This window comes from Streptomyces sp. NPDC127084 (genome assembly GCF_042724175.1).
Taxonomy (GTDB): domain Bacteria; phylum Actinomycetota; class Actinomycetes; order Streptomycetales; family Streptomycetaceae; genus Streptomyces.
Map to the genome: position 1 here is coordinate 30,688 of NZ_JBHXFA010000035.1, position 21,480 is coordinate 52,167.

14 protein-coding genes are annotated in these 21,480 nt (G+C 71.3%); 4 read left to right on the top strand and 10 right to left on the bottom strand.

Annotation, left to right across the window (positions count from 1 at the left end; genetic code table 11):
* Positions 1-4: 4 nt before the first annotated feature.
* The 5 genes from ACFWI9_RS11350 to ACFWI9_RS11370 all read right to left on the bottom strand — a co-directional run bounded on the left by ACFWI9_RS11350 (position 5) and on the right by ACFWI9_RS11370 (position 3,834).
* Positions 5-202, bottom strand: a complete 198-nt coding sequence (locus tag ACFWI9_RS11350; protein WP_387160836.1) for a hypothetical protein — start codon at positions 200-202, stop codon at positions 5-7.
* Between the two features lie 151 nt (positions 203-353).
* On the bottom strand, positions 354-677 hold the full coding sequence (locus tag ACFWI9_RS11355) for a hypothetical protein (RefSeq protein WP_387160837.1): 324 nt from the start codon (positions 675-677) through the stop codon (positions 354-356).
* Positions 674-1,042 carry a WhiB family transcriptional regulator gene (locus tag ACFWI9_RS11360; protein WP_387160839.1) on the bottom strand — a complete coding sequence of 123 codons (369 nt, stop codon included), beginning with the start codon at positions 1,040-1,042 and terminating at the stop codon, positions 674-676. Before ACFWI9_RS11360 ends, ACFWI9_RS11355 begins: the two co-directional genes overlap by 4 nt.
* Before the next feature lie 169 nt (positions 1,043-1,211).
* Entirely contained in the window at positions 1,212-1,535 is a 324-nt protein-coding gene (locus ACFWI9_RS11365) for a hypothetical protein (RefSeq protein ID WP_387160841.1), read from the bottom strand.
* 175 nt (positions 1,536-1,710) lie between these two features.
* A complete protein-coding gene (locus ACFWI9_RS11370; protein ID WP_387160857.1) occupies positions 1,711-3,834 on the bottom strand; it encodes an ATP-dependent DNA helicase UvrD2 in 2,124 nt (707 codons plus the stop codon).
* Positions 3,835-4,065: 231 nt separating this feature from the next.
* Between ACFWI9_RS11370 and ACFWI9_RS11375 the strand changes: the two genes are divergently transcribed.
* Entirely contained in the window at positions 4,066-4,323 is a 258-nt protein-coding gene (locus ACFWI9_RS11375; RefSeq protein ID WP_387160843.1) for a glutaredoxin family protein, read from the top strand.
* 85 nt (positions 4,324-4,408) lie between these two features.
* Here ACFWI9_RS11375 and nudC read toward each other — a convergent pair whose 3' ends face one another.
* The 5 genes from nudC to ACFWI9_RS11400 all read right to left on the bottom strand — a co-directional run bounded on the left by nudC (position 4,409) and on the right by ACFWI9_RS11400 (position 14,813).
* On the bottom strand, positions 4,409-5,356 hold the full coding sequence (gene nudC, locus ACFWI9_RS11380; protein WP_387160844.1) for an NAD(+) diphosphatase: 948 nt from the start codon (positions 5,354-5,356) through the stop codon (positions 4,409-4,411).
* A gap of 69 nt (positions 5,357-5,425) precedes the next feature.
* Positions 5,426-6,856, bottom strand: coding sequence for a dipeptidase (locus tag ACFWI9_RS11385; RefSeq protein ID WP_387160845.1), 1,431 nt, complete (start codon positions 6,854-6,856; stop codon positions 5,426-5,428).
* Between the two features lie 10 nt (positions 6,857-6,866).
* A complete protein-coding gene (locus ACFWI9_RS11390; protein ID WP_387160847.1) occupies positions 6,867-10,583 on the bottom strand; it encodes a UvrD-helicase domain-containing protein in 3,717 nt (1,238 codons plus the stop codon).
* Between the two features lie 152 nt (positions 10,584-10,735).
* The gene (locus ACFWI9_RS11395; RefSeq protein WP_387160848.1) at positions 10,736-14,221 is read right to left on the bottom strand and encodes an ATP-dependent helicase; all 3,486 of its coding nucleotides are present in this window, start codon (positions 14,219-14,221) and stop codon (positions 10,736-10,738) included.
* A 208-nt stretch (positions 14,222-14,429) separates the two neighbouring features.
* Positions 14,430-14,813 (bottom strand): MGMT family protein, encoded by a 384-nt coding sequence (locus ACFWI9_RS11400; RefSeq protein ID WP_387160850.1) that lies wholly within the window; start codon positions 14,811-14,813, stop codon positions 14,430-14,432.
* 332 nt (positions 14,814-15,145) lie between these two features.
* Between ACFWI9_RS11400 and ACFWI9_RS11405 the strand changes: the two genes are divergently transcribed.
* From ACFWI9_RS11405 to ACFWI9_RS11415, 3 genes are all read left to right on the top strand, one after another.
* Positions 15,146-17,902 carry a lysylphosphatidylglycerol synthase domain-containing protein gene (locus ACFWI9_RS11405; protein ID WP_387160851.1) on the top strand — a complete coding sequence of 919 codons (2,757 nt, stop codon included), beginning with the start codon at positions 15,146-15,148 and terminating at the stop codon, positions 17,900-17,902.
* A gap of 108 nt (positions 17,903-18,010) precedes the next feature.
* Complete coding sequence (locus ACFWI9_RS11410) at positions 18,011-19,582, top strand: alpha/beta hydrolase (RefSeq protein ID WP_387160853.1); 1,572 nt, start codon at positions 18,011-18,013, stop codon at positions 19,580-19,582.
* A gap of 149 nt (positions 19,583-19,731) precedes the next feature.
* Positions 19,732-21,339 (top strand): alpha/beta hydrolase, encoded by a 1,608-nt coding sequence (locus tag ACFWI9_RS11415; RefSeq protein ID WP_387160855.1) that lies wholly within the window; start codon positions 19,732-19,734, stop codon positions 21,337-21,339.
* Positions 21,340-21,480 lie beyond the last annotated feature (141 nt).

A 21,480-nucleotide genomic window follows, 5' to 3' on the forward strand; every position in this document is an offset into this window, starting at 1 on the left:
CCCTTCACCACCAGGAGGAGTCGAGCCGTCCCTCGATGGCTCTGATGTTGGCCCGGGCGCAGTCCTCGCAGATGTAGTGGCGCCGACCGTTCTCCACGGAGCAGATCCAGGTCGGTGGGGTACCTTCGGCGACCTTGCCGCACCGGGAACAGACGACGTTCTCGGCACCCGGCGGGACAGGGTGATGAGTGTGCTGGTCCACCACGCGACGATAACCCCGGACAGCCCGGTCGGCAGGGCCAACGCACCGAAGAGACGATTCAGCGCGGGAGAGGCAGCGCACCGCGGGGGCCGGTCCGCTCGGACCGGCCCCCGCGTGGGAGCTCATACTCGGGTGGCAACCGGGCCGCCGGTCAGTTCATGACCGCCATGGCCAGCGCGCGGCGAGCACGCAGCGACACGCGCTCGGCACGGCGCTGCATCCGCCGGGCGGCGATCAGGCGCACGGCCTGACGTTCCGCTTCGGCTTCCCGGAGGCGGTCGTGCATATGCGCACGAGCCAGGGCTTCTTGGAGGAGTTGCATCTCACGGGTCCTGTTCTGACGCGAGGCGTTCGCGCCGATGGTGGTGAAGGCTGGGGTCGCGGAGCCGGCCGGCTCACTGGCGGAAGAGGTCATCGGGGCCTGCTTCTGGGGATCGTGCGTGAGGGGGTTGTCGATGGTGCCGAGGGCGTTCATGCCGCGACCGGGTTCTTGCGCGGACGGCCACGGGGCCGCTTGCGGGCGACCACCACACCCTGGACGAACAGCTCGCCGCCCCAGACGCCCCACGGCTCACGCCGCTCCTTGGCGCCCGCGAGGCAGGCCGCCATGAGCGGGCAGGTCCGGCACAGGGACTTGGCGTACTCGACGTCGGCCGGCGACTCGGCGAAGAAGACCTCCGGGTCGTAGGAACGGCAGGGGACGGGTACGCCGAGGTTCTCGATGGCGTCGTCGAGCGCGGTGAGCGCAGTGAGCGGGGTCAAGGTGGAGTCCTCCGTGGGGCAGGGCGGGGAGATCGTCTCGGAAGGCGGTACGGACGGGGCGTGCGCTTCGAGTTGCACGGTGGTGTTTTCCTCGTCTGTTTGTTCCGGTCTGTGGACCGGGTTTCGGCTGGTACCGGGTCTTGCTGGTCCCGAGGCGCCTACGTTTGTTTCCTCATCGGGGAAAACAGAAGGGCCGCGGATCCCGGGTGGGGTTCCGCGGCCCTGAAGGCGCCGGCCTGATGCTGGATCAGGCTGGATCACTCCAGGGTTCGAGCCCACGGAAGGCCCACATCGTGTGGTGCTGCGTCTGCTTCATTCCGGCACTGGCGGCTGCGAAGCCATAGGCCTTCGCCTCTGCCTTCACCACTCCTGCTGCCAGTGCCTTGGTCGGTCGCTCATTGCGCTCCCGGACGGGCAGAGCCACGCACAGGGAAACCGGAAGTTCGGCAGCGAAGCCGGACAGACCGGTGCCAATGAACGCCGAGCCGGAGAGGCCGAGCGAGCAGACGGAGACGACCGAGCGATCGGTCAAGTTGGCGGTGCGGATGAAGCTGGTGTTGGTGCTGATCACTGGAATCGCCTCCTCTCGGCGTCTCTGGGACCGGCCGAGGCCGATCGCGCGTATTCGGATAAGTACAGCTAAGTACAGCACGAGGACAGGGCTTCAGAGAAGCCGCTGTGCTCGTGGTTAAGAACCTATGGGGATGACCATGGCGGGCGCAAACTATTTTTTCGACGAGTTTGCATCAGTCCTCGCCACCGTCATCCTCAACCTCCTGACCTGCACAGATGGTCAGGACGTCGGCTCCGAAACGCTCCAGCTTGCGACTGCCGACACCGGAGATCACGGCCAGCTCTCCCTCGCTACCGGGGACGGCTTCGGCGATCGCCATCAGCGTCTTGTCCGTGAAGACGCAGTACGCGGGCTGGCCGAGCTCCCTGGCCTGCCCCGAGCGCCACTCGCGCAGCCGCTCGTACAGCGCCTCGTCCATGTCCGACGGGCAGTCCTCACAGCGCATCAGCTTCATCTCGCCGGCGTCGGTCAGCGTCTTGCCGCACACCCGGCACAGCGCCGGTCCCCGCCGCTTGCGCCGGGCGGTCGAGCCACTGCCCCGCTCGACACCCCCCGCACCGCCCGTCCCACCGCCACCGGGCGCCGACGAGCCGGGCCGGAGTCCGGCCAGGAAGCGGGTGGGACGGCGCGAGGCCCGGCCGCCTGGCGCCCGGGACAGCGCCCAGGAGAGTGACAGATGGAGCCGGGCGCGGGTGACACCCACATAGAGAAGCCTTCGCTCCTCCTCGACCTGCTCGTCGGTCTTGGCATAGGTGATGGGCATCATGCCCTCGGTGAGACCGACCAGGAAGACGGCGTCCCACTCGAGGCCCTTCGCCGAGTGGAGGGAGGCCAGGGTGACGCCCTGGACAGTCGGAGCGTGCTGGGCGGCGGCCCGCTCGTCGAGCTCCGCGACAAGGTCGGACAGGGTCGCCCCCGGCTTCGCCCGGGCGAAGTCCTCAGCCAGCCGGACCAGCGCGGCCAGGGACTCCCAGCGGTCGCGGACCGCCCCGGAGCCGGCCGGTGGCTCGGTGGTCCAGCCCTTGGTGGAGAGCACCGCCCGCACCTGGGAGCCCAGGTCTTCGGCGTCGTCCAGCAGAGGATCGTTCCCTCCGGCCCTGGCCGCGCCGCGCAGGGCGACCCCGGCCTCCCTGACCTCGGCACGCTCGAAGAACCGCTCAGCGCCGCGCAGTTGGTAGGGCACTCCGGCATCGGAGAGAGCCTGCTCGTAGACCTCGGACTGGGCGTTGACCCGGAAGAGCACCGCGATCTCGCCGGCGGGGACTCCCGAGGCGATCAGCTCGCGGATGCGGCGGGCGGTGCCCTCCGCCTCCGCGGGCTCGTCCCCGTACTCCGTGTACGCGGGGTCGGGGCCCGGGTCGCGCTGAGAGACCAGCTCAAGACGGTGCTCGGCGGCACGGCCGCGGGCCTGCCGCAGCAGACCGTTGGCCAGGTGCACCACCTGGGGGGTCGAGCGGTAGTCACGCACGAGCTTGATGACCGTGGCCTGCGGATGGCGGGTCCGGAAGTTCAGCAGATGGTCCGGGGTGGCCCCGGTGAAGGAGTAGATGGTCTGGCTGGCGTCGCCGACGACGCAGAGGCTGTCCCGGTCGCCCAGCCACAGGTCCAGCAGTCGCTGCTGGAGCGGCGACACGTCCTGGTACTCGTCCACCACGAAGTGCTGGTATTGGCGGCGGACCTGGTCGGCGATGTCGTGGCGGTCCTGGAGGATGCCGACCGTCAGCAGCAGCACGTCTTCGAAGTCGATGACGGAGCGGTCCCGCTTCAGCTGCTCGTACAGCGCGTAGATCTGGCCGATCTCGGCCGGGTCGCGTGGGGCGTCCCTGAGCGCCTTGGCGACGGCCGCCGGATAGTCCGCGGGCACCGTCTGGGTGACCTTGGCCCATTCGATCTCGCTGGTCACATCGCGGAGCTCATTGCGGTCCAGCCGGATCCGGCAGCGTGCCGCCGCCTCGGCGACCAGCTGGATCTTGCGCTCAAGCAGCCTGGGCAGCTCCCCTCCGACGACTTTCGGCCAGAAGTACTGAAGCTGGCGCAGGGCGGCCGAGTGGAAGGTGCGGGCCTGCACCCCACCCGCTCCGAGCTGGCGCAGCCGGCCCCGCATCTCCCCCGCGGCCCGGTTGGTGAACGTGACCGCCAGCACACTCGACGGCTGGAGTATCCCCGCCCGCACCCCGTAGGCGATGCGATGGGTGATCGCCCGTGTCTTGCCCGTGCCGGCACCGGCCAGCACACACACCGGACCGGCCAGAGCGGTCGCGACCTCGCGCTGCTCGGGGTCGAGCCCGTCGAGCACCGCGTCGGCGGACGCGGGGACCTGAGGGAAGAGCGTGGAGTGCGTTGCTGCTGTCACGCCCGCCATGCTGCCAGGTCCGGGAAGATCACCGGGACGGTTGTCCACAGGCGGAGCCGGCCGGTCGTATGAATCGGGTGTGAGCTGTGTGACGGGCGCGCTGGGAATGGCAGCGGCATCGCGTACGTTCGAACAGCGGGACAGGCCCACGACCCGGAGGAGCGGAAGAAGAAGATGCAGGGATCTCTGACGATGTACAGCACGACCTGGTGCGGCTACTGCGTTCGGCTGAAGAGCCAGCTCGACCGGGAAGGCATCTCGTACGTCGAGGTCAACATCGAGAACGACCCCGAGTCCGCGGCGTTCGTGGAGAAGGCGAACGGCGGCAACCAGACCGTCCCCACCGTTCTCGTCGTGCCGCCGGGCGGCGGGGAGAACATCGTCATGACGAACCCGAGCCTGGCCCAGGTCAAGCAGGCTCTCGCGAGCTGACCCCCGGGCCCGCGCGCCCGCCCCACGCCCCTCCGCCACCGTCGTGACCGGAGGGGCGTTCCGGTGTGCCGAGCGCGTCCGGAGCTCAGACCGCTGTTCCGGGCTTCGGCAGCGGCTTGCCGTACCACATCTCGACCAGGTGGGACGCGATCGAGATGCCGTACGGAGGCAGCACATCCCCGGACTCGAAGGCGGCGCTCAGCTCTTCCCGGGAGAACCAGCGGGCCTCGTGCAGCTCCTCACCGTCGACCGTGATCTCCGGCGAGGTGGCTCTGGCCATGAAGCCCAGCATCAGGCTCGACGGGAACGGCCAGGGCTGGCTGGCGACGTACTCGACCTCGCCGACCGTGACACCCGCCTCCTCCTGGACCTCCCGCACCACGGCCTGCTCGATCGACTCGCCCGGCTCCACGAAGCCCGCCAGGGTCGAGAAGCGGCCCTCCGGCCAGTGCACCTGGCGCCCCAGCAGCGCACGGTCCTCCGCGTCCGTGACCAGCATGATCACGGCCGGGTCGGTGCGCGGGTAGTGCTCGGCACCGCAGGCCGGGCAGCGGCGGACATGGCCCGCTGCCGCGATGGTGGTGCGCTCGCCGCAGCGGGAGCAGAAGCGGTGCAGGCGCTGCCAGTTCTCCAGCGCCACGGCATGCGCCATCAGCGCCGCGTCGCGCGGCGAGAGCAGCAGTCCGGCCTCACGCAGTCCGGCGGGACGCGCCGACTGGTCGATACGTCCCGGCAGTGCGTCCTTCTGGAGTGCGAAGTAGCTGACGCCGGCCTCGTCGGTGCCGAGGAAGTACCGGTGGGTCTCGGTGACGGGGGCTTCGAAGGCCGGGGTCATCACCAGTCCGGTACCGCCGTCAGGTGTGTCGTCCACCAGCACCTGACCACCGGAGACCACGAAGACCCGGGTGGAGGGGTGGCTCCAGGCCGCCGCCAGCCAGGCTTCGTCCAGCCGGTGATGGGCGGCACGGTCGATACCGCTCGGCGCGGTCAGCCCGATCGGCCGGCCGTCGGCAACGTAATGGAAGGTGCTCACAGGTGCGTTCCACTCCCCCGGTCGTTCGGGTCGTTCGGTGTACTGGCGTTTCAGCCGGTGTACTGGCGTTCAGCGGCGGGCGGCGTCAGCGGTGCCCAGTTCTCCCCACAGGTAGGCGCTGGCCTCGACACCCTTGAGCAGCAGGTCCAGCTCGACCTTCTCGTTGGGCGCGTGCCATCCGTCGGACGGAACGGAGATGCCCAGGAAGAGCACGGGTGCACCGAGCACGTCCTGGAGATCAGCCGCCGGGCCCGAGCCTCCCTCGCGTGTGTAGCGGATCTTCTCGCCGTCGAAGGCCCGGCTCATGGCCCGGGCGACCGCCTGGAGGGCGGGGTGGTCCAGCGGGGTCAGACAGGGACGGGTCGCTCCGCCGAAGGTGATCTCGTGACGGATACCGGCCGGGAGCCGGGCGGCCACCCAGTCCCGTACGGACTTCTCCACCCGGTCCGGGTCCTGGCCCGCGACCAGTCGGAAGGACAGCTTCAACATGGCGGACGACGGGATGATCGTCTTGCCGCCGGGGCCCTGGTAGCCGCCTCCGATGCCGTTGACCTCGGCGGTCGGCCTGGCCCAGACGCGCTCCAGGGTGGAGTAGCCGGCCTCACCGAGCGTCCCCCGGGACCTGGCCGTACGAAGCCAGTCCTCCTCGTCGAACGGCAGCTCGGCGAACAGCTCGCGCTCGGCGTCGGTCAGCTCCGCGATTCCGTCGTAGAAGCCGGGGATGGCCACCCGCTCCTGCTCGTCGTGGAGCGCGGCGACCAGCCGGGCTGCGGCGGTGGCCGGGTTGGGCACCGCCCCGCCGAAGGAACCGGAGTGGATGTCCTGGCCGGGGCCGTACAGCTCGATCTCGCACTCGGCGAGACCGCGCATCCCGGTACAGACCGTGGGGGTGGTCTCCGACCACATCCCGGTGTCGGAGACGATCACCACATCGGCGGCGAGACGACCTCGGTGCCGCTCCACGAGCGCCCTGAAATGCGGGGAGCCGGACTCCTCCTCGCCTTCGACGAGCAGCTTCAGATGGACGGCGGGGGCGGTACGGCCCGTCGCGGCCAGATGGGCGCGTACGCCCAGGGTGTGGAAGAACACCTGGCCCTTGTCGTCGGCCGCGCCCCGCGCGTACATCCTGCCGTCCTTGACGACGGGCTCGAACGGGTCGGTGTGCCAGCCGTCCTCGCGGGCCGCGGGCTGTACGTCATGGTGGCCGTAGACCAGGACCGTCGGCGCTTCCGGGTCTTCGGACGGCCACTCGGCGAACACGGCGGGGGCGCCCGGGGCGGCCTCCGGCGCCGCGAGAGGGACCTCCCACACCTCGACGGCCGGGAAGCCCGTCTCCTTCAGCTTGGCGGCGAGCCACTCGGCACTGCGCCGTACGTCCCCGCCGTGCTCGGGCTGCGCCGAGACCGACGGAATGCGCAGCCACTCGGCGAGGTCGTCGAGGAAGGCCGCACGGTGCCCGTGTATGTAGGTGCGGACGGCGTTGTCCTGGGTCTCGCTCATGTCCCTGAGCCTATCCGGCGCCCGGGGCGGGCTCGTCTGCGCGGTCGTGCGCCGGTTCCACCGCTGCCGGAGGACCTGTGAGCAGCCGTTCGAGCGCGCCGCGGTCCGGCAGGGCATCGTGGCGCACGACCTCTCCGGTGCGGAGGTAGACGAAGGAGGCGGCCACCGACTCGGGTGGGAGTCCGTGCTGCTCAGCCCAGGCAAGCCGGTAGACGGCGAGCTGCAACGGGTCGGCGTCGCGTTCCCTGCCGGTCTTCCAGTCCACGATCTCGAACGCCCCGGTGGCGGCGTCGCGGTAGACGGCGTCGATACGCCCCCTGATGACCCGCCCCGCGAGGGTGAGCTGGACCGGCGCCTCCACCCGGTACGGGGTGCGGCGTGCGTACGTGGTGCGCTCGAAGGCCTCCTTGAGCGCGGCGAGGTCGCGTTCGTCGGCGATCTCCGCCGCGTCCGGTTCGTCCGGGTCATGGCCCGGTAGCTCATCGGGCCAGAGCATGGGCAGCGGCAGCTCCTCGAACCGCGACTGCACCCAGGCGTGGAACCGGGTGCCCCGGCGGGCTGCCCGCTGGGGCCGGCGCGGCATGGGGCGGGCGAGTTCCTGGGCGAAGCCGTCCGGGTCGGCGGCGAGGTGCAGCAGCTGGGATGCCGAGAGGGCCGGGGGGACCGGAACCTCTCGCACCGCGGCGCGGGCGCGGCGCAGCTCGCCCGTGAGCGCTTCGAGGTCGCGGTCCCAGGAGGCGATGGTGCGGGCGTCCTCTGGGGTGATGGGCTCGCGGGGTGCCGGGGCCGTCTCTGACGGATCCGCCAAGTGTGACAAGGCCGCCGGGTCTGGCACATCCGGCACATCCGGCACATCCGGCACGTCCGGCACGTCCGGCACGTCCGGCACGTCCGGCACGTCCGGCACGTCCGGCACGTCCGGCAGCGGATCCTCGGCGCGGCGCTGGCCAGGGAGCCCGGAGTGCGCGCGGGGCGCGGAACCGCCGTGCTGCGGCCACGGTGCCGGATCGCTGCCCTCCGCGTCGTCCGCGTAGTCGTGCGTGTCGGCGACATCCTCCGGCCAGGGCTCCTCGTCGGGCTCCATGGGTTCCACGGGCCAGAGGTCCTCGTGGCCCTCGCGCTCCGCCGGGCCTTCGGCGGGACCGGGGCCGGAGCCGTGACCGGGCCCCTCGGGCTCGTCGGGAACCGCCGACAGGTAGGCCAGCACCGTGTCGGCGGCGCGGCGGCGGCGCTCCTTCGCCGCGGGATCCAGGGGAAGCGGCCAGACGTGTTCGCCAGCCGCCTCCGCGTGCAGGGCGGGGTTCTCCGCGTCCTCCTCCGGCTCTTCCGCCCACACCTCGATCTCGCCGTAGCCGGCCGCGCAGTGCTCGTACAGCGCGTGCAGGAACTCGGACGGGCCCCGGCGCCGCTTCTGGGTCGGGCCCCACCAGTGGGCGGAGCCGAGCAGCAGGGAGCGGGGCCGGGTGAAGGTCACATAGCCCAGGCGCAGTTCCTCGATGTGCTGGTGGTCCTTCATATCCGCCTTGAACGCCTTGAGGCCCTTCGCGTCCCAGCCCGCCACCTCCGGAAGGGTGTCCGCGTCGCCCCGCAGCGCATGCGGCAGAACCTTCGCCTGGGCGGTCCAGGACTCCCGGGCGCGGGTGCTCGGGAACTGGTCGGCGACAAGACCCGGCACAGCGACCACGTCCCACTCCAGTCCCTTGGACTTGTGGGCCGTGAGGACCTTCACCGTGTTCTCCCCGCCGGGCAGGGCGTTGTCCAAGCCCTTCTCGTACTGCTCGGCGGTGCGCAGGAAGCCGAGGAAGGCCAGCAGGCTCGCTTCGCCGTCCAGGGAGGCGAAGGAGGCGGCTATGTCGAGGAAGTTGGAGAGTGTCTCGCGCCGGCGGGCCGCCAGGGCGTGCGGGGAGGCGGAGAGCTCGACCTCCAGGCCCGTGGTGGCGAGGACGCGGTGCAGCACTTCCATCAGCGGATCGGCGAGGGAACGCCGCAGCTCGCGCAGCTCCTGGGCGAGATGGGCGAAGCGGACCCGGGCCGCTCCGGAGAACGGCAGTCCGTCGTCGGGCTCGCTGGATTCCAGGAAGGTGTCGAGCGCGTCGGCGAGCGAGACCACCTCGGCGGGGTCGGTGCCTTCGACCGCCTCGGCGAGCCGCTGGTCCGCGTCGGCGGTGGAAGCGTCGTCGCCGGAGCGTGCGCGGTGGACGATGATACGGGCGCGGCGGCCTAGCAGGGCGAGGTCACGCGGGCCGATGCGCCAGCGCGGGCCGGTCAGGATCCGCACCAGCGAGGCATTCGCCCCCGGGTCCTGGAGCACTTCGCAGACAGCGACAAGATCAGCGACCTCGGGCAGGTGCAGCAGTCCCGAGAGACCGACCACCTCCACCGGCACGTCCCGTGCGACAAGCGCGCCCTGGATCGCGGCGAAGTCCACCGCCGTACGGCAGAGGACAGCGATCTCCCCCGGCTCCTTGCCCGTGCGGACGAGATGGGCGATCGAGTCGGCGAGCCACTCGATCTCCTCCGTATGACCGGGCAGCAGGGCGATGCGTACGGATCCGTCGCGTTCGGCGCCGGGCGCGGGGCGCAGTGCCTCAACGCCTTCGTGCATGGCCCGCAGCGGCTCGGCGAGACCGTTGGCCAGGCTGAGCAGCCGACCTCCGCTGCGGCGGTTCTCGCTGAGGGAGTACCGGGCGGCGGGGCGGCCGTCCGCGAAGGGGAAGTGCTCCGGGAAATCGTCCAGGTTGGCCACGGACGCGCCGCGCCAGCCGTAGATCGCCTGGCAGGGGTCGCCGACCGCGGTGACCGCGTGGCCCGTGCCCGTACCGAACAGGCCCGAGAGCAGCAGCCGCTGGGCCACCGACGTGTCCTGGTACTCGTCGAGCAGGACCACCCGGAACTCGTCCCGCAGGATGCGGCCCACCTCGGGGCGGGTGCGCGCGAGCTCGGCGGAGAGGGCTATCTGGTCAGCGAAGTCCAGTAGGTCGCGGGCCCGCTTCGCCGCGCGGTAGCGCACGACCAGGTCCAGCAGTTCACGACGGGCCACCGCGGCCTCGGGGACCTTGCGCAGCTCGGCGTTGGTCAGCCTGGCGGACTCCAGGTCCCGCAGCAGGGCGGAGTCGTACCCCAGCAGCCTTTCGGGGGCCACGAGATGCTCGGACAGCTCGGCGTCGAGTGCGAGCAGATCACTGACCAGGGAAGCGAAGGATCTGGTCAGGGCCGGATACGGCCCCGGGGCCTCCCGCAGCACACGCGCGGCGAGCTGGAACCGGGTGGCGTCCGCGAGCAGCCGGGAGGTCGGCTCCAGGCCGATCCGCAGCCCGTGGTCGGTGAGCAGCTGCCCGGCGAAGGCGTGGTACGTGGAGATACGGGGCTCACCGGACGGATGGGCTCCGGTGGCGGGACCGGTACCGCCACTCACTCCAGGAGTCACTCCGGGAATCGCCTCGGGATCCACCACTCCGGCCCTGACCAGCGCCGTGCGGACACGCTCGGCGAGCTCACCGGCCGCCTTGTTGGTGAACGTCAGACCGAGCACCTGCTCGGGGGCGACCTGTCCGGTGCCCACGAGCCAGACCACCCGTGCCGCCATCACGGTCGTCTTGCCCGAACCGGCCCCGGCCACGATGACCTGCGGAGCAGGTGGCGCCGTGACGCAGGCCATCTGCTCCGGGGTGAACGGGATACCGAGGAGCTCCTTGAGCTGATCGGGGTCGGTGATACGCGCGGACACCCGAGAGAGGCTAACGGCAGCCACTGACATCGACCGCCCAAGCCGCCAATCCGCTGTCCGCTGTCCGCTGTCCGCTGTCCGCTGTCGATAGCCGATAGCCGGCATCCGCTGTCCGAGCAGCCGACGTCCGCATCCATGCCGACGGGCCCGGGTCACTCCACGATGTGCCGCCCCTCTGGCTGGGCACTGCACGAGGCCCGGAACGCGCACTGACCGCAGTGCGGGCCGCTCATGGGTGTGAAGCGCTCATCCAGCACCCGGCCCGCCGCGTCAGCGAGCAGTTCGCCCACCCATGCGCCGGACAGCGCCTCCTGAGCCTGGATCTTCGGCAGGGCGTCACCGCCCTCCTTCTTGGGGGCGGGCTGACGTAGCTGTACGAGCTCGGCGCCGCCCGGCTCGGGCCTGCGGCCGTCGAAGACCTCGTCCACCGCGCCCTCCCGGACCGCGAGCTGGTAGACGGCGAGCTGGGGGTGGTGGGCGACCTCGTCCCTGGTGGGTGCCTGCTTGCCGGTCTTGAAGTCGACCACGTAAGCCCGGCCGTGCTCGTCCTGTTCGACGCGGTCCATGGAGCCGCGGATCCGCACCTCGTAATCCCCCGCCTCCAGAGTCACGTCGAACGCGTGCTCGGTGGTGGCGGATCGGCGTCCGCCGCGGTCCATGACATGCCAACGCAGAAAACGCTCCAGGGCGGCGCGCGCCTGCTCCTTCTCCTGCACGGACTTCCACGGGGCGTCGAAGACGAGCGCGTCCCAGACCGCGTCGAGGCGCTCCATGAGGACGGCGAGATCTGCCGGTGTACGACCGGAGGCGACATCGTCGGCCAGCACATGGACGACGTTCCCGAAGCCCTGCGCGGCGCTCGCGGGAGCGTCCGCCCGCACCTCGCGTCCGAGGAACCACTGGAGGGCGCAGGTGCTGGTGAGCTTTTCGAGAGAGCTCGGGGACAGGGCCAGCGGACGGTCCCGGTCGCGTAGCGGCACATCGCTGTGCGTCGGTTCGTTCAGCCCCCACCAGCGGTTCGGGTGCGCGGCGGGGACCAGCGGCTGCCCCTCGTCGTCGGCGAGTGCCGCGAGCCGGGCGAGTCGGCGGGCGGCGGCGTCACGCAGTCCAGGGGACGCGTTCGGGTCGACGGTGGTGGCGCGCAGTTCGGCGACCAGCGGAGCCACCGCCAGCGGGCGGCGCGGACGGCCGGTGATGTCGCGCGGTTCGGTGCCGAGCTCGGCGAGGAAGCGCGAGGGCTGGTCCCCGTCCTCCGCGGGTGCCCTGACCGCGGTGACCACCAGCCGCTCGCGGGCGCGGGTGGCTGCCACGTAGAACAGCCGGCGCTCCTCGGCGAGCAGCGCGCCGGGGGGCAGGGGTTCGGCGATGCCGTCGCGGCCGATCCGGTCGGCTTCGAGCAGAGAGCCGCGGCGGCGCAGATCCGGCCAGAGCCCCTCCTGTACGCCCGCCACCACGACAAGGCCCCATTCGAGGCCCTTGGCCCGGTGTGCCGTCATCAGGCGTACGGCGGCGGGGCGGGCACCTCGGCGGGTGAGGGTGTCGGCGGCGATGTCCTGGGCTTCCAGTTCCTCCAGGAAGTTGAGCGCGCCACGGCCACCGGTACGTTCCTCGGCTCGGGCGGCGGTTTCGAACAGGGCGCAGATGGCGTCGAGGTCGCGGTCGGCGTTACGGCCGGCGGCGCCGCCGCGCAGCGAGGCGCGTTGGAGGCGCTGCGGCCAGGTGGTGCCGTTCCAGAGCTCCCAGAGCGCTTCCTCCGCGGTGCCCCCGCCTTCGAGGAGTTCGCGTGCCTTGCGCAGCAGGGCACCGAGCTGCTGGGCGCCGCGGGCATACGCGGGATCGTGGGCGGTGAGCCGCTCCGGCTCGGCGAGCGCGCGTGCGATGAGTGTGTGGGAGGGCGCGGGCACTCGGTGCCCGGCCGCTCGCTCCTCGTCGCGCAGGGCCCGGCCGAGGCGGCGCAGGTCGCCGGAGTCCATACCGCCGAGGGGGGATGTGAGCAGGGTGTGGGCGGTTTCGGGGTCGAGCCGGTCTTGCGGGATGGCGGTCGGGGAGATGCCATCGCGGGTGTCCGGGGCTTCTGCCCGGTCGCCGTCCTCGGCGTCCGGCTCGGTGCGCTCGACGCGCTCGGCGCCGGTCGTGATGTGCTGCCCGGCGGTGTCCTGCGCGGTGCTGGGCCCGGCCGTGTCAGGTGCGGCCACCACGCGCAGCGCGGCGAGCAGTGGGCCGACGGCGGGTTCGTGGCGCAGCGGGATGTCGTCACCGTCCGTCTCGACGGGCACCCCGGCGGCCGTGAGCGCACGCCGTACCGACGGCAGGGTCCGCGCACCGGCGCGCACCAGGACGGCCATGTCGTTCCAGGGCACACCGTCCTCAAGATGGGCGCGGCGCAGGATGTCCGCGATGTTGTCCAGTTCGGTCGACGCCGTGGGATACGTGTAGGCCTCGACCCGGCCACCGGAACGGACCGGGGTCAGCGCGCGGTGGGCCCGGACCGCGTCAGCGGGCAGCCGGGACAGCGGCATGCGCTGGGTCAGCAGCCGGGTCGCGGCCAGCAGGGCCGCACCCGAGCGCCGGGACGTGTTGAGCACCGCGACGGGTGCCGGGCGGCCGTCCGGCAGCGGAAACGCGGTCGGGAAGTCGAGGATGCCGTTCACATCGGCGCCCCGGAAGGTGTAGATCGACTGGTCGGGGTCGCCGAACGCGACCACCGTCCGGCCTCCGCCGGCCAGCGCCCGCAACAGCCGCACCTGCGCCGGGTCCGTGTCCTGGTACTCGTCCACGAAGACGGCGTCGTACCCCGGCAGGGCGGCGGTCTCGGCGAGCAGCGCGGCGCGGTGGACCAGCTCCGCGTAGTCGAGCACCCCCCGCATGTCGAGGACGTCCAGGTACTCGGCGAGGAACGCGGCAGCCGCGCCCCAGTCCCGGCGGCCCGCGCGGTCCGCGAAACCGGCCAGTGCGCCGGGTCCGAGGCCCAGCTCACGAGTGCGGGCGAGCACGGCGCGCACCTCGTCCGCGAATCCGCGCGTGGTCAGGCAGGCACGCAGCTCGTCGGGCCAGCGGACCCTGCCGGGCAGCCCCTCGCGCTCCAGTTCAAGCTGGCCGGCCAGCAGGTCGCGTACCGCCACGTCCTGCTCGGGGCCCGACAGCAGCCGCAGCGGCTCGGCGAACAGGTCCGCCTCCTGGTGGGCGCGGACCAGTGCGTAGCAGTACGAGTGGAACGTCGTGGCCTGCGGTGCCCGAGCGAATCCGCGCCTGCCCGGTCCGCCACCCGGCTCACGCTCGCGGCCGTCGATCCGCAGCGCCATCCGGTCACGCAGCTCGACCGCCGCCCTGCGGCTGAAAGTGAGCACCAGCAGCCGTTCGGGGTCGGCTCCGGACGCGATCCGTGCCGCGACGGCTTCCACCAGGGTGGTCGTCTTCCCGGTGCCCGGCCCGGCGAGTACGAGCAGCGGTCCCCGCCGGTGGTCAACCACCGCGCGCTGGGCGGCGTCCAGAAGAGGGGGATCCACCGGGCCCGGTGTGGTACGCACCAGGCGGTACGCGCCCGGGAGCCGCCCCCTGCCGTCCCCCTGCGGGCGCGGGGGGACCCCTTGCCGTACCCGACGGTGCGGTGTACGCCCGGTGGAAGTGGAGGAACTCACGTGGATCGCCGGTCCTGGTGGGTGTGCTGGTGATGAGGTGCGCGGGTAGCCGCCGTGTCGGCGGAGGGGTGGTGGTGCGGGTGCCGCGAACGGCTCCGACGACGCTACGCCACGCGCTGCCCGGCCCGCAGGCAGTCCGGTCCGGGCCGCTGCGGGTACCTCGTATGGGGGTCCGGGCACTCACCGCACCCCCGAATGGCGGAAGGTGTCAGTTGTGAGCTTCCGTGTCCGCGACGTCCGATACGCCGTCCCAGCGCGCCCGTCGCATGTCGAGGCGGGGTATGTGCCCCTCCGCTGTACGTGCGGCTTCGCGCAGGGGTGTGCCCTCGGCGCGGTAGTGGTCCAGGGCGCGGAGCTCATGGCCCGGCAGCAGCGCTCCGTCCGCACGCACCACACGCCACCAGGGCACCGCGCCACCGTAGAGTGCCATGACGCGGCCGACCTGGCGGGGACCGCCGTCGCCCAGCCACTCCGCCACGTCCCCGTAGGTCATGACACGGCCCGGCGGGATACGCTCGGCGGCATCGAGCACCCGCTCCGCGTACTCCGGCAGCTCCGGCAATTCCGGCGGTCCCGGCACCTCATCGCTCATCCGGCCCATCCTGCACCATGGCACCGACAGCGATCGGGCACCCTGATGCCCCCGTACATCGGCGCGGCATGCCACCATCATCCGGGCGGTGACTGGTGATACGAGATCAAGAAGAGACCGACACGACAAAGGAGCGGGGCGTGCAGCCTGCGACGGCGGCAAGCACCTCCGGTTCCGAGTCGCGCCCGGAACCGACCGGTCCGCCAACCGGCGAGAGCACGGAACCAGGTCAGGGCTCGGTCTCCGAAGTGAGGTCCGGTGCCGAGGCAGCCGGCGAGGTCGGTGCGACCGGCAGGACCGGTGGGGCTGATGACACTGGTGGGGCCGGTGGGATGGAAGTTCCGAAGCGGGTCTCAAAGGGCGACGAGCCCAAGGCCACGGCCGATGCCGGGACCACCGGCGAAGCCGCGGCCGGTGAATCTCCCAAGGACGACACCACGTCCCGCGCATCCGCGGCCGACGACGCCCCGGCGGTCAGTGACCGGGTGTTCAGCGACGAGCCCCTGCTCCCCGCCCGGGTGCACCGGCCGTCCGATCTGACCCGGCTGCTGACCGGCATCCTGCTGATCGCGGCCCTCCTCGCCATCGTCGCGTTCGCTCACGGCACGACGTCCGGCCTGGAGTCGGACATCTCCAAGCGCACCGGGCAGGCCCCCGATCTGCTGGTCAAGCTCGCCGGTCTGGTCTCCAGCATCGCCGTGCTGCTCGTCCCCGTGGCGTTCGCGATCGAGCGGCTGATCAAGCGGGACGGACTGCGGATCGCGGACGGCGTGCTCGCCGCCGTGCTCGCCCACGGCGTGACCCTGGCGACCGACCTGTGGGTCGCCGACGCCGCACCCAGCCAGATCCAGGACGCACTGACCCAGCCCCAGACGGGCGGGGGGCTGACCGATCCCGTGCACGGCTATCTCGCGCCGGTGATCGCCTATATGACGGCCGTCGGCATGGCCAAACGCCCGCGCTGGCGGGTAGCGCTCTGGGGGGTGCTGCTGCTCGACGCGTTCGCGATGCTGGTGGCGGGCTACACCACCCCGTTCTCGATCATCCTGACGGTACTGATCGGCTGGACCGTCGCATACGGCACGATCTACGCGGTCGGCTCGCCGAACGTCCAGCCCACCGGGCAGACCCTGCTGGCCGGACTGCGCCATGTGGGGTTCCGCCCGGTCACCGCGATGCGCGCCGAGGACGCGCCCGATTCGGCGGAGAACGGCGACCGGGGCCGCCGCTACTTCGTCACCCTGGAAGACGGCCCACCCCTCGACGTCACCGTCGTCGACCGTGAGCAGCAGGCGCAGGGCTACTTCTACCGGGTGTGGCGCCGACTCACACTGCGCGGCATCTTCACCCGCCGTTCCACCCAGTCGCTGCGCCAGGCACTGGAGCAGGAGGCGCTCCTGGCGTACGCCGCCATCGCCGCCGGTGCCCACGCCCCCAAGCTGATCGCCACCTCCGAGCTGGGCCCCGACGCCGTGATGCTGGTGTACGAGCACCTCGGCGGACGCTCGCTGGACTCGCTTCCCGACGAGGAGATCACCGACGAGGTGGTACGTGGCGCCTTCCAGCAGGTGAAGGCGCTCCAGTCGCGACGTATCGCGCACCGCAGGCTGACCGGCGACGCCATTCTGGTGGATCGTTCCGGCACGGTGGTGCTCACCGACCTGCGCGGGGGTGAGATCGCCGCGGGCGACATCGTGCTGCGGATGGACATCGCCCAGCTGCTGGCCACGCTGGGCCTGCGGGTCGGAGCGGAGCGGGCGGTGGCCGCGGCCGTGGACGTCCTTGGGCCTGACCCGGTCGCCGTCTGCCTGCCCCTGCTCCAGCCGATCGCCCTGAGCCGCTCCACGCGTGCCACCCTTAGGCGGCTCGCACGGGAGCGTTCGCAGCGCGAACGGGAGGCGGTTCTCGCGGCGGCCGAAGCGGCCAAGCAGGCGAAGGCACAGGCGTCCGTAGCGGACGACGGTGAGCAGGACGGACGCGGCGAGCCCGACAAGACCGGCCGTAAGACCGCCCGCAAGTCGCTCCGGGCCGAGAAGCAGGCCGAGAAGCGCGCCATGGACGAGGCGCTGGACGAGGCACGCGAGGAGGACCTGCTCGCCCAGATCAGGCGGCAGGTGCTGCTGATCCGGCCGCAGGCTCCGGTCGAGCCGGTCCGGCTGGAGCGGATCAAGCCGCGCACACTGGTCTCGCTGATCGCCGGGGCCATCGGCGCCTACTTCCTGCTGTCGCAACTGACCCAGACCGATCTCACGGTGGTCGCCAGGGCGCACTGGGGCTGGGTGGCCGCTGCGGTGCTCTTCTCGGCGCTGAGCTATGTCGCGGCGGCGATGAGCCTGCTGGGCTTCGTACCGGAGCGGGTGCCGTTCCTGCGTACGGTCGTGGCACAGGTGGCGGGCTCGTTCGTGAAGATCGTCGCCCCGGCCGCGGTCGGCGGAGTCGCCCTCAACACGCGCTTCCTCCAGCGCTCCGGCGTACGGCCCGGACTCGCCGTGGCGAGTGTGGGTGCCTCCCAGTTGTTCGGACTCGGCGCGCACATCCTGCTGCTGCTCGCCTTCGGCTACCTGACCGGCACGGAACGGACCTCTCCGGTGACACCGTCCAGGACCGTCATCGCGGGCCTGCTGACGGTGGCCGTGCTGGTGCTCGTGGTGACCGCGATCCCGTTCCTGCGCAAGTTCGTGTCGACGCGGCTGCGCTCGCTGTTCATCGGCGTCGTTCCGCGCATGCTGGACGTGCTCCAACGGCCGGTGAAGCTGCTCACCGGAATCGGCGGCATGCTGATGCTGACCGGCGCCTTCGTGATGTGCCTGGACGCCTCGATCCGGGCCTTCGACAACGGCGAACAGCAGCTCAGCTACGCCAGCATCGCCGTGGTCTTCCTCGCGGGCAACGCACTCGGATCGGCGGCGCCGACACCGGGTGGCATCGGCGCGGTCGAGTACGCACTGACCCTCGGCCTGGCCGCCGTGGGACTGCCGCTGGAGGTCGCGGCCCCGGCGGTGCTGCTCTACCGGCTGCTGACGCTGTGGATCCCGGTACTGCCGGGATGGGTGTCCTTCACTCACCTCACCCGAAAGGGTGCACTGTAGGGAACGCGTCACAGGCGCACGGCCACGGGCGTCCCCGCTGGTGTCTCCCGCCGTCGGACCGCCGGGGCCCGACAGGCGGGCCGAGGTGGATCGCCGCAGGATGGGCTCATGCCGACCTCCACCCCCCTCCTCGCAGCGGCGACCGCGGCGGCGACCGCGGCGGTGCTCCTCGCGACAACCGGCTGTTCGAGCAGCGGAGGGGGGAGCCGCGACGAGACGGCACAGGGCAAGCGGGATCTCGGCGCCCAGAAACTCGACTGGCAGCCGTGCCCGGCCCCATCGGAGGCTGAGGGCGGCGGTCCCGCGCCCTCACCGCTGCCCGGCGGCACGAAGTGGGAGTGCTCGTTCATGGAGGTTCCGCGGGACCACGCCGACCCGGACGGCGACACGTTCGAGATCGCGCTGATACGGGCGAAGGCCAAGGACCAGTCCAAGCGAATAGGTTCCCTGCTCTTCAACTTCGGCGGTCCCGGTGGTTCCGGAGTCAGCGCGCTGCCCTCGATGGCCCAGGACTACGAAAAGCTGCGCGAGCGCTACGACCTGGTGAGCTTCGACCCGCGCGGTGTCGGCCGCAGCGAGCCGGTCGAATGCGCGGACAACAGGCAGCTGGACGAGTACTACGCCCAGGACGCCACGCCCGATGACGCCAAGGAGGAAGCGGCGTACACCGAGCGTCTGCGCTGGTACGCCTCCGGCTGCGAGAAGAACTCCGGCGACTACCTACCTCATGTCAGCACCACCGACGCCGCCCGCGACATGGACCTGATGCGCCAGGTGCTCGGCGACGACAAGCTCCACTACCTCGGCTTCTCCTACGGCACGGAACTCGGCGGCGTCTACGCCCACCTGTTCCCCAAGAACGTGGGCCGGGCCGTCTTCGACGCCGTCGTGAACCCCAACGACACCTCGGAGCAGGGGTCTCTGAGCCAGGCCAAGGGCTTCCAGCTGGCGCTGGACAACTTCGCCGCGGACTGCGTGGCACGAGGCGACGAGTGCCAGCTGCCGGGCAGCACGGCGAAGGAGGTCGAGCAGTTCGTCGTCGATCTGCTCGCCCGGCTGGAGAAGAAGCCCATCCCGGCCACCGGGGACCGTGAACTCACCCAGACCCAGGCGACGAACGGCATCGCCCAGGCTCTGTACTCCAAGGAGTACTGGCCGCTGCTGGAGCAGGGCCTGGACGAGGCGGACGGTGGCAACGGAGCCCTGCTGCTGGCCCTTTCCGACACGATGAACGGACGGAATAGGGAAGGCCAGTACAGCAACATCCAGGCGGCCAACGCCGCGATCAACTGCCTTGACTCCAAGGAGCGCTTCTCGCTGGAGGAGACCAAGGCCAAACTGCCGGAATTCCGCAAGGCGTCACCGGTCTTCGGCGACTACCTCGGCTGGGGCCTGATGAGTTGCACCGAATGGCCGGTGCCCGGCCAGTGGGCGCACCCGAACGTCACGGCACCGGGCGCCGCTCCGATCCTGGTGATCGGCAACACCGGTGACCCGGCCACCCCGTACGCGGGTGCCAAGGCCATGGCCGAGCAGCTCGGCGATGGGGTCGGCATCGAGATGACCTATCGCGGCCAAGGCCACGGGTCCTACGGCAGCGGCAGCGCGTGTGTGCAGTCGGCCGTCGACAAGTACCTGCTGGACGGGGTGGTCCCGGCCGCGGGCACGGTATGCGAGTGACGCCGCGAGCCGACGTTCACGACGACGATCGCCATGACGTCCTGTCATCTGTTCCGGAGTTATCCACAGGCGTGGTCACTGTCGGTGACGACACCTAGGATGGCGCAACAGTCGATCAACGCGGTCGATCACAGGGACGGGGGCTCGGGATGACGTGGCGGACGCGGACGCGGACAACGACGAGGACGACGGCGCGAGCGAGCACGGCCTCGAAGACGGGGGCGACGGCGCTCGCGCTGGCCATGTCGTTGGCCTGCGGGGTGCTGACGGCCTGTGACACCCTCACTGAGGCCGGCGGGGCAAGTGGCGGCGAGGGCGCCGACCACGGACGGCAGGCGCCACTGCCGGTGCGGAAGGGCGACGCTGCCAGCGGACTCCCCCAGGCCCTGGTCAGGCAGCAGCCCGACTGGCGGCCATGCGAAGGTGACGGATGGAGCTGTGCGGAGGTCAAGGTACCGCTCGACTACGCGGATCCGGACGGCGAGACGATCTCTTTGGCCCTGATCCGTCGCGAGGCAGGCGACCAGGACAAGCGCATCGGCTCACTGCTGTTCAACTTCGGTGGACCGGGGGGTTCCGGCGTACAGACCCTGCCCGGCTTCGCCCCGGAGTTCGAGACGCTGGGCGCCCGCTATGACCTGGTGAGTTTCGATCCGCGGGGAGTCGCGAAAAGCTCCGGTGTGGTCTGCCGCAGCGACCGGGAGCAGGAGGACGCGGCCACCCGTGTCGACCTCACTCCCGACACCCCGGTCGAGGAGGCGGCCTACTTCCGGGACGCCGAGTCCTTCGGTGCGGGCTGCGCCGCGCGCTCGGGCAGGATGCTGCCCCATGTCGGCACGGCGGACGCTGCCCGTGACCTGGATCTGATCCGCCATGTGCTGGGCGACCGCAAGCTCAGCTACTTCGGCATCTCCTACGGCACGGAGCTCGGCGGCACCTACGCTCACCTCTTCCCGGGGAACGTGGGGCGGACCGTGCTGGACGCGGTGGTCGATCCCACGGCCGACGCCATCGGCCACGCTCGCAACCAGACCACCGGCTTCCAACGCGCCCTGGACAATTACCTGGCCGGAAGGGGGGAGGACCCGGCTGCCGGATCGCAGCGGATAGCGCGGTTGCTGGACCGCATCGACCAGCGGCCGCTGCCCGCCGACGACGGGCGCGAGCTCAACCAGAGCCTCGCCCTCACCGGTATCGTCATGGCGCTCTACTCCGAGACCCTGTGGCCGAAGCTGACCGAAGCCCTGGAGGAAGCCGATCAACGTGGCCGCGGCTCAAAGCTCCTCGCACTCTCCGATCGCTACAACGACCGTGACGAGAAGGGGCATTACAGCACGCAGAGCCATTCACAGCGGGCGATATCGTGCGCCGACAGCAAGGGTCGGCCGAGCCCGGCGGAAGCGAGGGCCCTGCTGCCGGAATTCCGGAAGATATCACCCGTGTTCGGCGAGTTCCTGGCCTGGGACACGGCGGGATGGTGCGCCAAGTGGCCGGTGCCCGGCGAGCGGCTGACTCCGGAGGCCAGCGCGCCGGGGGCGGGTCCCATCCTGGTCGTCGGCACGACCGGGGACCCGGCGACGCCGTACGAGGGCGCCCGCAGGATGGCGGACGAGCTGGGCGAGGGCGTCGGGGTGCTGCTGACCAACAAGGGCGAGGGTCATGGCGGTTACAGCCCGGAGAACCGCTGTGTGACCGAGGTCGTGGACGCCTATCTGCTGAACGGCACTGTTCCACGGGACGGGAAGACCTGCGGCTAGTGCGCGTCAGGAAAGTTTTGCCCGTCAAGGAGCGGCGTCCGGTGCATGGGGCCTCCCCAGGCCCGCAGGGGCCGAGGGGGTGGGGCCTCCCCAGGCCCGCAGGGGCCGAGGGGGTGGGGCCTCCCCAGGCCCGCAGGGGCC